Genomic DNA, 15,432 nt, shown 5'->3' with positions numbered 1-15,432 from the left:
CTGTTATCACTGTGCTGTGACGGGCTAAGCCCGTTTCACGCCCCAGAATTTGGCGAAGCCCGGCGCGAACCCCTGGAGGTTCGAGCGTGCCAGGCCAGGCGCCTGGACCTCGCCGATCGGGACATATGGGACGTCTTTCCAGGCCTGAAGCTGGATTTGGGCCGCGATTTCTTTCTGAGCGGCGACGTCGGTCGAATTGAACCACTCTTCGGTCAACTGTTCGATGCGGGGGCTGTCGGGCCAGCCAAACCAGCCCTCGCGGCCATTTGCACGCGCCAGGAAATTCGTCGCCGGATCGAGGAAGTACTCGGAGTCCGCCCCGACGAAGAAGCATGCCCAGCCGCCCTTATCCGGCGGCTCCATGCTTGCCCGGCGCTGCGAAACGGTTCCCCAATCCAGGGACTGGAAGTCGACGTTCAGCCCCATCTTCTTGAAGGTGCTTTCCGCGACCTGGCTGGCGGCCAGATTGCGGGGGGTGTCCGAGCCGACGAGCATCACCATCCGCTCGCCCTTGTAGCCCGCGGCCGCCAGCTCGCTCTTGATCTTGTCGAAATCGGTCCTGCCGCGGAAAGCCTCCTTGATACCAGCGTCGGTCTTCATGGAGCCCAGATAAAGCCCGATATCGTCGCGCCACTCGCCACCCCCGCCGACCGCTTGCATGATCGACTTCCGATCGATGCAGCTGAGCAGGATCCGCCGGATTTCAGGGTTGTTGAAAGGCGGATAGAGGTGGTTGAGCCTGAGGAACATGACCTGGCCGCCGGCCGGCACGATCTTCATGTTCGGATTGCCCTGCACGATCGGCAGGAAGTCCGGCAGCGGGGATTCCCACCAGTCCATTTCGCCGCTTTGGATCGCCGCGAGCGCGGTGGATCCGTCCGGGATGACATGCCACTCGACGCGGTCAAAATGCACGTTCTTGGGGCCGGAGCTGAAGCCGACCTCGCCGCCCGAGCGGGGCGTGTACTTCTTGAACTTCTCGTAGGCGATGAGAGCGCCGGGGCTGTAATCCTTCGCGACGAAGGAGAAAGGCCCGCTGCCGACGACCTCGGTCACCGCCTTGGACGGATCGGTCGAAGCATGGCGCTCCGGCATGATCACTGCGATGTTGGAGCCGACTTTACCCAGCGCTGCCGGCAGGAGCGCGAAGGGACGCTTCAGGCGGAACCGCACCGTCTTGTCATCAACGGCAAGCAACTCGTTGGTTCGGCTGAACAGGGTCTTGCCGAATGTGTCGCGCTTGCTCCATCGATTCAGGCTGGCGACGACGTCCTTGGCGCGCACCGGCTCGCCGTCATGGAAGAACAGCCCGTCGCGCAGCTTGATCGTCCAGTCCAGGCCGTCGGCTGAAACCTCGTGACCTTCCGCCATTTGCGGCTGCGGCGCGAAATTGCTGTCGAGCCCGTACAGCGTGTCATAGACCATGAAGCCATGGAGACGCGTGGGAGCCGACGTGTTTGCGATCGGATCGAGGATCGCAAGACTGGCGCCGGGAATGAACTTCAACACCGAAGCCGGTTGAGCAATAGCGAACCGGGGCAAGCTCGCAGCGGCAGACGCAGCCAGGCTACCTTGCAGGAATGTATGTCTCTTCATCGCGTCCTCCCTGGACTTGGGCTTGTTGTTGGCGGTTCTCGCCCTTGGCCCATTGAATGTTTGTTGGAACGCCGGCGCGTGCGATGGCGCCATAGAGCTGCTCCGCCGGCATGGCAGCTTGCTGGATGCGGCGAACGTCCGTCAGAGCATGGAGGTCGATGCCTGTTCGATAGCCCTTCGTTTCACAGAGAAAGACGAGATCCTCGAAGACCGCGTTGCCCGTAGCACCGGGCGCAAACGGGCAACCACCCAGGCCGCCAAGCGAACCGTCCAGAATCCGGCATCCCGCATCGAGCGCGGCAGATGCGTTTGCGATTGCCATCCCACGCGTATCGTGGAGGTGAACGGAGAAGCGACCCGAGCCAACAAGCAGGTGGACCGCTTTCGAAAGCTCAAACACCTGATCCGGGCCGGCAAAGCCGACCGTATCCGCGATGCCCACCAGATCCGCGCCTGCCTCGAGGCATCGCTCGACCAGGTTGAGGACTTCCTCGGATTTGACGTCCCCGGCGATCGAGCATCCGAACGCCATCGCGATACCGACCGAGACGAGAGCCCGGTGCCCGGTCGCGTTACGCTTGGCGACGGCGCCTCGTACGAGATCGATGGCTTCGGAACGCGAGCGGCGGATATTCGCCTGGCTGTGTTCCTCCGTCGCCGAGACGACACAGGCAATTTCGGCGACGTTCGTCGTAAACGCATCGTCGATGCCACGCTCATTCAGTACGAGCGCGGAAGCGTGGAGTTTTGGCCGGGTCCGGAAGAACTCCAGCAGCCCAGGCAAGTCAGCAAACTGGGGAAAGCGGCTGGCCGGCAGGAAGGATCCGACCTCGAAATGCGTGACGCCGGCTGCGCATTCCTGAGCAAGCCAATACAGCTTCTGGTCCGTGGATGGCCACGCTTTGACGAGCTGGAGTCCGTCGCGCAGGCCGACTTCGCGTAGGACGATCCGATCGGTCGGATAGGCTGCTTCCACCGGCATCACATCGTCTCGCCGTTGGCAGTTGCGCGGGATTGAGAGCGCCCAGCTTTCAGCTCGGCCAGCACTTCCTCGGTGTGCTCACCAATCTTCGGCGGATCGCGCCGCTTTTGAAGGCGCGCTCCATCGAACGAGAAAGGCAATGCGGGCGTCTTGACCTGGTGACCTCCATCAGTGGTCAGGTCCATCAACCCGCCCGACGCATTGAGATGAGGGTCGTCGAACAGATCGCCGGGTGTGTTTACCGGTGCGAACGGAAGCCCGAGCTTTTCCAGAATCTGGCTGATCTCTTCGCTGTCACATCGAGCAACGATGTCCCTGATCTCGGGAATAATCCAACTGCGGTTATCGACGCGCCCCTGACTGGTCGCAAGGCGCGGGTCGCTCAACCAACCTTTTCGATCGAAGGCCTCGCAGAAACCGACCCAGTGCTCCTCGCCGACGATCGAAACAAAGATCTTCTCGCCGCCCTTGGTGTCGAAAAGATCATAGACCGGCCAGGGGGCCTCCTTCACCGACCATGGTTGAGAGCGCTCCCCTGTAACGCTTTCGAACATCATGGCTTGGGCCATGAGGAAGACGTTGTTCTCGAACAGAGCGCTCTGGATGTAAGTCCCCCTGCCCGTCTTCGCGCGCTGCGCCAGAGCTGCCTGGATCGCGATGACCCCGAACATTCCGCCCATGATGTCATTGACCGACGCGCCCGCGCGCATCGGCCGGCCGGGAAGACCGGTCATATAGGCAAGCCCGCCCATCATCTGAACGACCTCGTCCAGCGCCAAGCGGTTCTCGTAAGGCCCGGGCAGATAGCCCTTGAGCGAGCAGTAGATGAGCCGAGGGGCTTCCGGCGCCAAAGTCCCATAGTCCAGCCCGAAGCGCCCGAGGAGGCCGGGGCGGAAGTTCTCGATGAGGACGTCAGCACCTAGAACCAGCTGCTTGGCTGTCTGTCGGCCCTCGGGAGTGGCGGTGTCGATCACGACGCTGCGCTTGTTGCGGCTGTAGGTGTTGAAGAAGCCTGAGGCTACGCCCTTGAAGAAGCGTGTCCTGTCGCCCTTGGGCGGCTCCACCTTGATCACGTCGGCGCCGAGATCGGCGAGGATCATTCCGCAGGATGGCCCCATGACCATCTGCGAGAACTCAACGACGCGGACCCCCTCCAAAGGCAGTTGGCTCATGTCATGCGGCCTTTGAAAGAGCAGGACGCAGCAGCCAAACCACGGCCGTTCGCCGTGCCTCGATACGCTCCGCCGATGAGAGCAACTTTCATAACCACCCTAGTCCAGCTTTTTGTAATTTATGAATTCAAATTACAAAATCTGCATTTCGAATGTCAATGAGATTCAGGCCGTCCAGGGCCGGACCGGATGTCGTCGAAGCTGGCGATCTGGCCGGCGATTGCACTAGCAGCGACGGTAAAAGGGCTGGCGAGCCAAACCTGCCCCGGACCTGACCGGCCAGAGAAGTTGCGGTTGATCGCGGAGATCGTCACTTGATCGCGCGCCGTTGAAGACCCAGGGCCGCAGTTCGCGCATGCTCCGCAGGCAGGCTGCATGAGCTCAGCGCCTACTGCGCGGAAGGCGTCGAGATATCCTTTCGCCTCGCAGTAGCCCCGGACGTCGATCGTTCCGAACTGCAGGATCAGGGTGACGCCTGGTGCCACCTTCATTCCCCTGGCGGCCGCCCAGGCGAGAACCTCGTGGTAATTGTCGAAGTCCTCGCGCTTTCCAGCGGTGCACGAACCGCCATATGCGATATCGATGGTCACCGGCGCCGTCAGTTTCGACAGGTCAACGCCATTGCCGGGATCTCCTGGCTTCGCCACCATCGGTGCCATGGCGGAAACATCCAGGACAATGCGCTCCGCATACTTGGCGCCCGGATCGCTTCGCATCCAATCCTCGACGACGAAATCGACGCCTCTGCGTTCTCGGATGAAGCGCACCGTCTCGTCGTCCGGCGCGACCAGCCCTGCGAACCCGCCCAGTTCAGCGACCATATTCGTCAGTGTTGCGCGCTCATCGACCGACATTCCGGCAACCGCTGGGCCTGCAAACTCGAAGGTCCGTCCCACACCTGCGCCGGACCGGATCGCCGGCAACGCCAATAGGTGCAGGACAACATCCTTGGCAGTCACACCGCGTGGCCTGTCACCTTCCAGCCAGATCAGGATGCTCTCGGGCATTGCCATCCGGACGGCGCCGGTAACGAAGCTGTTGGCAATATCCGTCGTCCCCACCCCGAAGGCGACGCATCCGAGAGCGCCCGAATGCGGCGTGTGGGAATCCGTACCGACGATCAGCTCTCCCGGCAGAGCGTAGCGCTCAGCCATCAGGGCATGCGAGATGCCCTCCGAGCCCGGTCCGCCCTTCAGATAGCCATGATGGCGAAGGCCGTGTTCCTCGACGAATGCACGATGCGCAGCTGACAACTCTCGAATCTGCGGCATGAGGTGACGATGAGCCGGGCTCAGATGGGTGTACGAGTAGTGATCTTCGAAAACCAGGATCGACGACGGGTCGCTCAGTCTGAGAGCCTGCCCGAACTCGCGGTGGAGCATGTGCCGGGCCATGGCGGTGTAGATGTCATGGATAAATCGGACGTCGGCGCGCACGAAGCCGCTATCGCCAATTTCCCGGACTGCCGGCGTATCCATCGTGCTAATCGCATGACGACGTACGATCTTCTCGAAGAGCGTGCGTGGAGCAGGGTCCGACGGGACCTCCACCGCCTCGATGGGCGCAAGCTTTTGACGCCCGTAGCCGAGCAGGCCTCCGGCACGGAGGATGGACTGGGCGAGCGGGTCCCGCCCAGTCAGCAATTCGTCAACCGAGATCGCCTCGCCGGCTTGAATGCGCCTGATCAACGAAAAATCAGTCGACGTAAACAATCCGACATTGTCGGCGTTCTGACGGTAGATCCGTTCGAAGCTCTCGGCAATCACGAGCCGGATGCCGGCCATACGCTCGGCAACCGGCGAATGCTCGCGGGACGATCCTTTGCCGTATCGGCCGCCGGCGACAATCGTGGAGAACCCGCCATTTTTCAGCGCTCCCAACGCGATCGGATTCTCGTCACCAGCCTTGAAACCGATATGCGCATGGGATGCCAGACGTTCGTCGAAGAACGCTAACGACGGAATCGGCGTAATCTCGTCGGTCGAGATTTCCGAACGCAATGGGCGGCAATCCTCGATAGTGAGATCCTTCCCGCCGAGCTGCTGCCTGACGCGGCCGGGATCGCACGACAAGAATAGAACGCGACGCCCAAGATCCAGATTGGTCATTGTCTGGCTGTCCCGATCATCGGTGTTCCGGCTTCCACCCGCGAGATGCTTTTCCAGATTTCGGCATCGCCTTACAAAAATACCTATCTGCTATTTTTGTAATTTGTAGCAAAAAATGACAAAACGATGATCATTTGTCAATGAGACGTCACGATGTGATATCAGAGGCGATATTGGCTTGGGCGAGCACGATATGGGCGCAGATTTGAACGTTTCGCCGAAGACGCTGGAACTGGTCGGACAAATCATTCAGATCGCGCGAAGCGACAACCTCCGCCGTGGCGAGCGGCTTTTCCCTCACCGGTTCGCCAATCGCCTCGGTGTCTCTCGCGGACCGGTTCAGAGCGCGATGCAGATCCTGGTCGCCAAGGGGATTGCTGAAGCTGTTCCGAACAAGGGCTTCGTCTTGGTTGACGAGCTCGACACCGCGACTGCGCTCGAAGCGCTGGGGAGCGCGGACGACGAGAGTGAAGCCCACTATTTGAGAATTGCACGGGATCGTCTGAACGGCGCGCTTCCGGACGTCGTCAGCGAAGCCGAACTCATGCGACGCTACGAGATGAAGCGTGCGGCGGTTTTACGTTTGCTGGATCGGATCGCATCCGAAGGTTGGATCGAGCGTTCGCGTGGCTACGGATGGCGCTTCACCCAGACGCTCAACAGCGCGCGATCCTACGCCGAAACCGGCAGGTTGCGCATGATGATCGAGCCGGGAGGTATCCTCGAGCCCGCGTTCCAATGGCGTACTGATCTGATGGCATCCGTGCGAGAGCACCAGCAGCGCCTGCTGGAAGACCCAGGCCGTTTCACCCCTCCCGAGCTTTTTCGCTTCGGCTGCGAGGTGCATGAGGCCATTGCCGAGTGTTCCGGGAACGCGGTGCTGCTGGAGACATTAAAGCGCCTCAACCGACTCCGTCGCCTTTTCGCATACAGCTTCATAACTGATCTGCAGGTGGAAAAACATGCTCGGGAGCACCTACAGCTGCTCGATCTGCTAGAGGCTGGACAGCATTCCGATGCCGCGGAGCTCATGAAGCACCATCTTCGCTGGAGCGGTGGCGGAGATCAGATCGGATAGCTTCTGCATCGGCCTGCGCCGATGGGAGGCGCATCTTCGTTGTTCGGCATTCGTGCGCAGGTGGTTTTTTGCACCTGAGGAATGTCCGCTACCCGGCGACCAGCCGACTTCCGCTTACTGGCACGCCTCGGCAGGAAGCGAGCACTGAGTCTCGCGAAGTATTTTGATAAAATAGTCCCGGATGCGGCATCCCAAATGGGGGATCTGCCATGGATATCCAAGCGCAGAGCCAGTTGCCTCATCAGCCGTGGAACCTCGGGCGCATCATCGGACCGAAGCCACCTCTGAAGCCGAGGCATATCTGGGCTATCCGGACCTGCCTCCAGCACGACGGGCGTGTTCGTGATCTCGCCATGTTCAATCTCGCAATCGACAGCAAGCTGCGAGGGTGCGACCTCGTTCGCCTTCGTGTCGGCGATGTCGTGCTTGGGGGCACGGTCCGGCTACGAACGGCGATCGTTCAATAGAGGACCGGGCGGCCGGTTCCCTTTGAGCTAACAGACTCTGCCCGCGAAGCACTCACGGCGAGGCTCGGAAGGAGAGCCTCGCGAAGAGGGTTGACTCTTCCCGAGCCGCAGCCGGCCGGGTGACCACATCACAACGCGCCAATACGGCCGTCTTCTTGATAACTGGGTGGCGCTGATTGGACTGGGTCCCGCGCTCTATTGAACCCACAGTCTCCGCCGAACGAAGGTCGCGTAATCTATAAGCGCACCGGAAACCTACGCGCTTGTCGGCTCCTTCTAGGCCATACGAAACTGGAAAGCACTGTACGCTACCTCGGCATCGAGGTTGACGATGCGCTTCTCCTTTCGGAGCAAACGGACCTATGACGCGTGGCACGGCGGGTACCCGCCGTGCCATTTTACACCACTCGGCCAAGGGCAACAGAGGGTCGGGTCAGGAAATTGGGCCGGCCACCCGCTACGTCTGCTTCCAGGCAAGGAGGCAGAGTCCGCTTGTGGCGCAATGCGATGCACCAGTCAGCAACAAGCACTTCGAGCTCAAGTTCGGCGGACGGCTTTTATGGAGAGATGACCGTCAAGTAAGGGCTGGCCGGCTTGTCCTGTGGAGGGGTGATCGCCGGCACCTTGTTGGAGATCGGCTTCAGCGACTTCAGATAGCTTGCCAGCGAGTCGGCGTCCTGCGGGTTGAGCCTGCCGTACGAGTGCCAAGGCATGACCGGTGCCAGAACCCGGCCGTCCGGTCGCTCGCCTTTGGTTACCGCCTTGATGATGTCTGCCTTCGACCATTTGCCCAGTCCCGTCTCCGGATCTGGCGTCAGGTTCGGCGGGTAGAAGATACCGACATTGGGGATCTGGAAGCCGACGTCGCCTCCGGCGATGAAGCGGGAATGGTCGGGTTTGCCGAGCATTTGGCCGGGTGTGTGGCAGCCGCCGCAGTCCATGATCGCGGCCAGGTACTCGCCCCGCGTCACATCGGCGTGGCCAATGGCTGGAAGACTTGTCAGGGCGATGACAGTGGCAAAGGCAAGGCGATACATCTCGCTTCTCCTTGGAGGGTGGCAAGTCTGCATGCTTCCGGCGATGGAACCGTCCGGAAGTCGCAGGCGATCAGGCCGCCTGGCCCGGCTTATCGGCTTGATGCCCGGCGGCGAAGGCTTCGATCTCTGCGATTAGGCGATTAACGCTGGAGTCTTCGGCCGCGAGCAGGCCGGCCATTCGCCTGGCCTGCTCCGCGAAGCTGGCTTCGGCGAGGACATCTTGAACCGCGCTTGCGATTTCGGACGGGCTCGCTGTCGGGGCCAAGCGAATGCCGACCCGATGATATTCCACGCGGGCGGCATTATCGTTCTGGTCGCGTCCCATCGGTATCACGACCAGGGGAACGCCATGACGCAGCGCGCGCAGGACCGTGCCGTGTCCGCCATGGGTCACGACGACCTGCGTCGATGGCAGGATCGCCTCATGCGACGCGCTGTCGAGGATGCGGACATTGTCCGGTGCTTCGATTGCGAACTGCTCCAATGCCTTGCCGAGCGTCAGCACGGCGCTAACCGGGAGTTGGCCGAGCGCAGCAACGATACGGCGCAAGACTTTGTCCTGCCCCTGATGCGTGGTGCTGAAGGAAACCAGCGCTCTCGGGCGCGTGTCGATGCCGATTGCGTGGTGCCCGGAAGTGACCGCCCAGCTCGGCTCCTCCAGGAGGGGGCCGACATAGCGGATATGCTCCGGCATCCGCGCGACGGGAAAGTCGAAGCTGGGGCTGGTCGCGAGCAGGCAGCGCCCGGCGCGGGCAGCCTGATCGAGGACGCGTGCGAGCGGGGCGAGGCCGAAATGGGCGCGGGCGGCATTGAGGGCTGGCAGCGCCTGGTTCCAGAGCGCCTCGCCGACGGCTGCGGCTTCCGCATCGCGCGCCTGTTCGGGCCGGGTTTCCAGCGGGCTGGAAACCCGGCCCGAACGGCGGGTGGCCGGGCAATGGCGACAGGGAGATGTTGGCCGCGAGCAGCACAAGAGGGGTCCGGGAGACTTCCGCGGCTAACATGCCGCCGAAGAGCAGATCCGAGCCGATCATCAGCTCCGCGGGCTCCGCGGCCAGCGCATCCAGAATATCGAGCGCATAGTCCCGTGCTGGTGCCACGAAGATCCGATCGCACCATTGCCGAAACGCAGCGATCGGGTCCGCGATATCCCGATCGCGCACGAAACAGCTGGCGGCGCTTCGATCCGGTCGGTTGGGAGCACGGGTCCAGGGCTGGAAGCGTGCTCCGGCCGCAATCGCCTCGGCTCTCATGGAATCATCGGCGATCAGGCGAACGTCATGGCCGCGGGCCGCGAGGCCTCGCAAGGCGGCGATGAAGGGCGGCACGTTGCCACCGCCTTCCCATCCCGTCACCAGAATGCGCAGAGGCGTCTGTGGGCTCGACAGCTGTGTCATGTCGGAGTTCCTGCACCTGAACCGGAAATCTAACGAACCGCGCCCTCGTGGAGCAGCCGTTCCACTGCCTCGATCATCAGCCGGCCGGTCTCGCCGGCCGTATGGTTTTGGTTGCGGCGCAGCAGATGCCACACCCACACATCCGTCAGCGCCAGCAGCTGTGCGAGACGGTCGGCTTTCGCCGAGGGAGGCAGCTTGTCGAGCCAAGCCGCGAACATCTCCTCGATCCACGCGCGGTGACTATTGCGGCCGCGCGCGAGGATCGCGCCGAACTCGGGAATGCGCGCCTCCTGGCTGAGCGTGCGGACAACGATGTCGCCCGCCTGTTCATAGTCCTGCACCAGGACCGTGATGATCGCAGCGACGGTCTTTCCGGGGTTGTGCCAGCGCCTGGTCCTGATCTCCGCATCAAGCCCATCGGCCATCGCGCTCAGCACGCCAGCCTTGTCGCCGAATCGCCTGATCACGGTCTGTCGGGTCGTGTTGGCCGCCCTGGCGATATCGTCGAGCGTGATGTCCTCAAACCAGCGCTCGCTCAGGAGGTGCCTGAGAGCGTCCACGATTTGTTGCTCGGTGTCTTGCACGGCATGGGCGCGTGCGACCTGACGATAAGCACGGGGCGACATTGATGAATTCCAATTTAGAGTTACTGACTGTAACATTAAATAGAAATGCGTCAATGCATCCGTCGATGAAGCCGGCGGCATCTCTTCGAACAGCGACACCTCGGGGAACGAGCTTGCAGTCCGCGGCAAGCATCCCGATCTCCACCGGGTCGGCAGGCGGCCTCCTGCAGGCTCGTGCGATGCTCGGCTGCGGACATGTCCTGACCAGAAACCGATCCATGATGAGCCCTTCGGAACGCCGGGCTCAGATGGATCTCACATGGCACGTGGCGTAAGCGCGGTTCCTCGACGCGGCACGACCGGCCTGCGTCAGTTTCTGGATCCTGAACAGCAGCGCGCCTGGATCGAGGGCACGGCTGGCTTGCCCGACGCCGACGAGCGCTCCGAGTCCCTGGAGCTGCGGTTCAAGTACATCCCCCGGTTTGAAAAGCTGCTTCGCCGCCCGCAGGCACAGGACGTCCTGGCGCTTCTCGGCCTCTATGGCCGGAACTGCATCCCCATCCCGCGCAGGAGCGAACGTCACTACTGGTCGGTTTCCTGCCTGCCTTCGACGTCCGACAAGCCGCTTGTCCGCGTCAACGCGAGCTGGATGGAACTTTTCACGCTCTATGCGGCCGAAGAAGGTATCCGTGCGCGCTGCCTGATGCGCCTCTCGGATTTCACCACGGACCGTTCGCTCGCATGCAGCCATCTGGATGAGGCCTTTCTCGAGAGCTGCGTCACGGCGCCGGAGGATATCAGCTATTTCTTCCCACATGGCCCGGACATGTTCGGCGTTAATGTCCTGGGCTGCGCCTCGATCCGTCGTTTCCTTGAAATGCCGCGGATCCTATGCGCCATTCGGACTTTCAATTTGATGCACATGAACCGGGGGCGGAACGCCTACCAGGCCAGTCACTGTTACAGCCTGGCAGATTTCATGCTGGCAGGGTGAATGCCAGCGCGGCACTGCCCTCAGCCTGCACGGCCTCGCGTTCGGTCTACATCGACGGTGGGGAGAATCCGCTTGATGACGCCGACTTTGGTTCGAATGCTCGGCCACCCGGATTTGAGCAAGATATGATCGGCGGTGCTTTGCACCCGCTCATTGCCCTCTTCGTCGCGGCGGTCCGTCACATGAGAGAGGGTGTCACTCCAACCCGCAACAAGGTCGTCGCGGTCTTCATCGTCGACTGGCCGAGTAATAGCGGCGGGCCGCAGCACATCCCGGTAATAATCTGTCACCAGCCGTTCCAGTTCGGCCCGACCCAACTTGGCTATGTCCTTGCGGACGATCTTTTCGGCGAGGGCCTGTTCCGCCTTGCCCGTGCGACGCAACTCGTCAAACCGCTCCATATAATGGTCGAGGTGCTTGCCCATCAGGCGGAGCGCCTTGGAGCGTTCTTTGGTGCGCAGGCTGAACCGAATGGTCTTGGAACCGAACGCGGCGGCCACATCCACGGGCACGCGCATATCGAAATAGAACCTGCCGTTGCGGGCGATCAGGTACGACGCTCTGGGCACGATTTCTCTGCTCATGCATGCCAAAATGTATGACAGGCCGGCCGGAGTAAACCGTTGGTTTTTCGAGAGTTTAAGCCCTTCAAGGGCTTAGGCGGCGAATGGCGCTCCCTAGGGGACTCGAACCCCTGTTTTCGCCGTGAGAGGGCGACGTCCTAGACCGCTAGACGAAGGGAGCAGCGCTGGCCGAGGGCGCCTGTGTAGTCGGACAGCCGCGCCACCGCAACAGCTTTTTGCATCGTCCGCTCATTAAAGATGCCCGGACCGCCCGGTGCCCTGCGGAAAGCCGTACAGGTCGTCGACTGGCACGGGGTGATCCGGCGATGCCAGCCGGCCTGGACCATCCGAAGAACCGCGTTTTCCGATAACCCCGTCGTCGTCCGCAGTTGCCCTCCCGCGCAGGAAGCCTGATGCTGCGGCGATCCCGGCCGGCATGAGCCGGCCGGCTTCGACGGTCGGATGGCGGCACGCCCATGGCGGAGTGGCAGATCGAAACCCCGGTTCGCGAGGCGACCGCCGACGAGGCGCTTGTGACCGGGCACACGCGATCGGCGAACGGGGCACTGCGCGATTCCGCGAAGCGCGCGCGTCTCGCCCTTCGGACGGGCCTGCACGGCCTGCTCGGCATCGTCTACCCGCCGACCTGCATCGCCTGCCGGGCCGCCACGGGAGAAGCACAGGCGCTGTGCCCGGCGTGCTGGCGCGGCGTCGGCTTCATCGAGCGGCCCTATTGCGAGCGGCTGGGCACGCCGTTTCCCGTCGATCTCGGCGCCGGCCTGCTCTCGCCGGCTGCGATCGCCGATCCGCCCGTCTTCGCCCGCGCGCGCGCCGTCTGCCGCTTCGATGGCACGGCGCGCGAACTGGTCCATCGCCTGAAATACGGCGACCGCGTCGAGCTCTCGCTGACGCTCGGCCGGATGATGGCGCAAGCCGGTCGCGAGCTCATCGGCGATGCCGATCTGATCCTGCCGGTGCCGCTCCACCGGACCCGGCTCTGGCGCCGGCGATTCAACCAGGCCGCAGCCCTGGCACAGGTGGTTGCCCGCGAGGCCGGGCTGCCGCTCGCCACGACGGCATTGACCCGGATCAGACGCACCCGGCAGCAGGTCGGGCTGACGCGCGTCCAGCGCGCCAACAATCTGCAAGGTGCTTTCCACATACCGGCAGCGATGCGCGGGCTTGTCGAAGGCCGGCGCGCCCTGCTGGTCGACGACGTGCTGACCACCAGCGCGACGGTCAATGCCGCCTCGCGCGCCCTGCTGCGGGCCGGCGCGAGCGCCGTCGATGTGCTGACTTTCGCACGGGTCGTGACGGATGGCCGGGAAGGCACTACATGAGGGGCATCGCAACAAGAGACACGTCCTCATGCCGCCGGTCACGATCTACACCACGCCCTGGTGCCCCTATTGCCATGCGGCCAAGGCGCTGCTGACGCGGAAGGGGGTGGCCTTCACCGAGGTCGACGTCGACGGCAAGCCGGAATTGCGCCAGGCCATGACGGTGCGCGCCGGCGGGCGCACCTCGGTGCCGCAGATCTTCATCGGCGAGCAGCATGTCGGCGGTTCCGACGATATCCATGCGCTCGACGCCCGCGGCGAACTCGACAAGCTTCTGGCGGCCTGACGCCGCCGGCAGACCGGTTGCCTTGGCGGCCTCCCGCCACCATCTATGACGACATGATCCGTTACGCCCTCATCTGCGACAGCGCCCACGAATTCGAGAGCTGGTTCGCCTCCTCGGCCAGCTTCGAGGACCAGACGAAGCGCGGCTTCGTCACCTGCCCGGTCTGCAACAGCGCGAAGATCGAGCGCGCGATCATGGCGCCCAATGTCGCCCGCACCGATCTCGGCCCGAAGGCGACGGGGCCGGTAGCGGAGACTCCCGCCCCGGCAGCAGCGACGTCGGCGCCTGCCCCGGTCGCGCTGATGAGCGAGAAGGAGCAGGCCTTCCGCGAGATGGTGACGGCACTGCACCGGCATGTCAGCGAGAACGCCGAGCATGTCGGCAAGCGCTTCGCCGACGAGGCGCTGAAGATCCATCACGGGGAAGCGGAAGAGCGCGCCATCTTTGGCGAGGCGACGCCGGACGATGCCCGGATGCTGCATGAGGAGGGCGTCGATTTCCTGCCATTGCCGCGCCTGCCGGGCTCGGGGAACTGAAGCGCTCCTCGGGCGTTTCTAATCACGAAACCGCGCTCACAGCGATTTTCACCGCTGCCGGAATTACGATTTCGGCAAGGTTTGTGAGACGATCCGAACGAAAATTTTCGACGCGAGATCACGAATTTTTTCGTTGGGTAACAAGGGTCTATCAGCCAAGCACCTTCCGTCGGGAGGCGCTCGAAGGCTATCTGTGCGGCTTCCCCCCTTCCGTCCCGGATTAACTTTCTGTTAAGGAATTCGCGGTTCCTTGCCGGCAATACCGGTTTGCCGCCCTCGGCGATCACGGGTCCGGAATTCAGGAGGTTGCCGCATGAAGCGGACCGCGATCGCTGCGCATGGTCTTCGTTCCGGTGAGAAATCCCGGCATGGCAGCAAGGCGATCCCGCTTCTGATTGCGCTGGCGGCTCCTGCTCTCGGCGCCTGCAGCATGTCCCCGGTCGAGACGGCCGCAACCTCCGCAGCCGCGGCTCCCGCAGTGAAGGAGCCCGCCAAGGCGCGCAGGCATGCGGTGGCGCTGGCCAAGGCCAATCCGCGCGAGAAGGAATGCCTCGTCCGCGCGATGTATTTCGAATCGAACCGGTCGAGCGAGTCCGGCCTGCTCGGCGTCGGCACGGTCGTGATGAACCGGGTCGAATCGGCCAAATACCCCGAGACGATCTGCGGCGTGGTCGGAGCGCCGCGCCAGTTCGCCGCCGGCGTCCTGACCCGGCCGATGACGGACAACGTCCTGCCTAAGGTCGAGGCTATCGCCGAGGACATCCTCAACGGCCGCCGCAACGATGCGGTCGGCGCGGCCAAGCACTTCCACATGGCCGGCCTGCGCTTCGGCTACAAGAACATGCATTACGTGACCGTGGCCGGCGGCAACGCCTTCTACGTCAAGGGCGAGCGCCCCGAGCGCCGTCGCATCGAGGAACCGACGATCCAGCTCGCCTCGGCCTCCACCACCGCGATCCCGCTCACGACGGCGTCTTCTTCGGCCACCACAGCGACCTCCTTCGCCTCGGCCCCGCTCGCCTTCGCACCGGAGGCCCCCGCGCCGAAGCTGCCCGCGCTCGAAAGCCCGATGGTGACGCTGATCAAGAACGCGCCGCTGCCGCCCGGCCGGCCGCTCGATCTCGACCTGCCCAAGGCGCCCTTGCGTGCCTTCGTGGCCCCGCCGAAGGACGACCGCCGCGTCGCGCTGCTGCGGACGGCGGATATCAGGGGCAGCCTGTCCTCGCGGTAATCGCGCGCAAGCCTGCTGCTGCCCCTAACAATCCTTATCCTGAGGAACCGCGCGAGCGGCCCGAGGCGCCGTCAGCCTAACG

At 63.2% G+C, this 15,432-nt stretch carries 14 protein-coding genes, 1 tRNA gene and 1 pseudogene; 7 read left to right on the top strand and 9 right to left on the bottom strand.

The genetic code is table 11. The features are described 5' to 3' along the window. Positions 1-24 precede the first annotated feature (24 nt). The 4 genes from ASE61_RS24585 to ASE61_RS24570 all read right to left on the bottom strand — a co-directional run bounded on the left by ASE61_RS24585 (position 25) and on the right by ASE61_RS24570 (position 5,858). A complete protein-coding gene (locus ASE61_RS24585; protein ID WP_061971440.1) occupies positions 25-1,596 on the bottom strand; it encodes an ABC transporter substrate-binding protein in 1,572 nt (523 codons plus the stop codon). Beyond that, a complete protein-coding gene (locus ASE61_RS24580) occupies positions 1,568-2,581 on the bottom strand; it encodes a hydroxymethylglutaryl-CoA lyase (RefSeq protein WP_162260148.1) in 1,014 nt (337 codons plus the stop codon). Before ASE61_RS24580 ends, ASE61_RS24585 begins: the two co-directional genes overlap by 29 nt. Then, complete coding sequence (locus tag ASE61_RS24575) at positions 2,578-3,750, bottom strand: CaiB/BaiF CoA transferase family protein (RefSeq protein WP_061971439.1); 1,173 nt, start codon at positions 3,748-3,750, stop codon at positions 2,578-2,580. Before ASE61_RS24575 ends, ASE61_RS24580 begins: the two co-directional genes overlap by 4 nt. A 155-nt stretch (positions 3,751-3,905) precedes the next feature. After that, a complete protein-coding gene (locus ASE61_RS24570; protein WP_061971437.1) occupies positions 3,906-5,858 on the bottom strand; it encodes an aconitase family protein in 1,953 nt (650 codons plus the stop codon). 178 nt (positions 5,859-6,036) lie between these two features. Between ASE61_RS24570 and ASE61_RS24565 the strand changes: the two genes are divergently transcribed. Both ASE61_RS24565 and ASE61_RS27310 read left to right on the top strand, forming a co-directional pair. Beyond that, on the top strand, positions 6,037-6,936 hold the full coding sequence (locus ASE61_RS24565) for an FCD domain-containing protein (protein ID WP_061971435.1): 900 nt from the start codon (positions 6,037-6,039) through the stop codon (positions 6,934-6,936). 209 nt (positions 6,937-7,145) lie between these two features. Next, positions 7,146-7,769: pseudogene (locus ASE61_RS27310) on the top strand (tyrosine-type recombinase/integrase). 191 nt (positions 7,770-7,960) lie between these two features. Here ASE61_RS27310 and ASE61_RS24555 read toward each other — a convergent pair. From ASE61_RS24555 to ASE61_RS24545, 3 genes are all read right to left on the bottom strand, one after another. Next, positions 7,961-8,440 carry a c-type cytochrome gene (locus ASE61_RS24555; RefSeq protein ID WP_061971434.1) on the bottom strand — a complete coding sequence of 160 codons (480 nt, stop codon included), beginning with the start codon at positions 8,438-8,440 and terminating at the stop codon, positions 7,961-7,963. Between the two features lie 70 nt (positions 8,441-8,510). Continuing rightward, positions 8,511-9,134 (bottom strand): glycosyltransferase, encoded by a 624-nt coding sequence (locus ASE61_RS26715; protein WP_156407218.1) that lies wholly within the window; start codon positions 9,132-9,134, stop codon positions 8,511-8,513. A gap of 729 nt (positions 9,135-9,863) precedes the next feature. Then, positions 9,864-10,460, bottom strand: a complete 597-nt coding sequence (locus ASE61_RS24545) for a TetR/AcrR family transcriptional regulator (protein WP_061971430.1) — start codon at positions 10,458-10,460, stop codon at positions 9,864-9,866. A 259-nt stretch (positions 10,461-10,719) separates the two neighbouring features. Here ASE61_RS24545 and ASE61_RS24540 point away from each other — a divergent pair, with 259 nt between their 5' ends. Continuing rightward, positions 10,720-11,394, top strand: coding sequence for a hypothetical protein (locus ASE61_RS24540; RefSeq protein WP_061971429.1), 675 nt, complete (start codon positions 10,720-10,722; stop codon positions 11,392-11,394). A 20-nt stretch (positions 11,395-11,414) separates the two neighbouring features. Here the strand turns inward: ASE61_RS24540 and ASE61_RS24535 are convergent, their stop codons facing one another. Together ASE61_RS24535 and ASE61_RS24530 are read right to left on the bottom strand one after the other, a co-directional pair. Beyond that, positions 11,415-11,978, bottom strand: a complete 564-nt coding sequence (locus tag ASE61_RS24535) for a DUF6538 domain-containing protein (protein ID WP_061971427.1) — start codon at positions 11,976-11,978, stop codon at positions 11,415-11,417. 84 nt (positions 11,979-12,062) lie between these two features. Next, positions 12,063-12,138, bottom strand: a tRNA-Glu gene (locus ASE61_RS24530). A 295-nt stretch (positions 12,139-12,433) separates the two neighbouring features. On the opposite strand from ASE61_RS24530, the gene ASE61_RS24525 reads away from it, so the two are divergent. The 4 genes from ASE61_RS24525 (at position 12,434) to ASE61_RS24510 (ending at position 15,350) form a co-directional block, all read left to right on the top strand. Further along, positions 12,434-13,297 carry a ComF family protein gene (locus tag ASE61_RS24525; protein WP_082617714.1) on the top strand — a complete coding sequence of 288 codons (864 nt, stop codon included), beginning with the start codon at positions 12,434-12,436 and terminating at the stop codon, positions 13,295-13,297. Between the two features lie 28 nt (positions 13,298-13,325). Next, positions 13,326-13,583, top strand: coding sequence for a glutaredoxin 3 (grxC, locus tag ASE61_RS24520; RefSeq protein ID WP_061971425.1), 258 nt, complete (start codon positions 13,326-13,328; stop codon positions 13,581-13,583). A 53-nt stretch (positions 13,584-13,636) separates the two neighbouring features. Next, positions 13,637-14,119, top strand: a complete 483-nt coding sequence (locus tag ASE61_RS24515; protein WP_061971423.1) for a DUF1178 family protein — start codon at positions 13,637-13,639, stop codon at positions 14,117-14,119. A gap of 313 nt (positions 14,120-14,432) precedes the next feature. Further along, positions 14,433-15,350, top strand: coding sequence for a cell wall hydrolase (locus ASE61_RS24510; RefSeq protein ID WP_244493008.1), 918 nt, complete (start codon positions 14,433-14,435; stop codon positions 15,348-15,350). Positions 15,351-15,432 lie beyond the last annotated feature (82 nt).

It is taken from the genome of Allobosea sp. Root670 (assembly GCF_001429415.1).
GTDB classification, from domain to species: domain Bacteria; phylum Pseudomonadota; class Alphaproteobacteria; order Rhizobiales; family Beijerinckiaceae; genus Allobosea; species Allobosea robiniae.
Note: the sequence above shows the minus strand (reverse complement) of the source record. Positions and strands in the feature narration are given on the sequence as shown.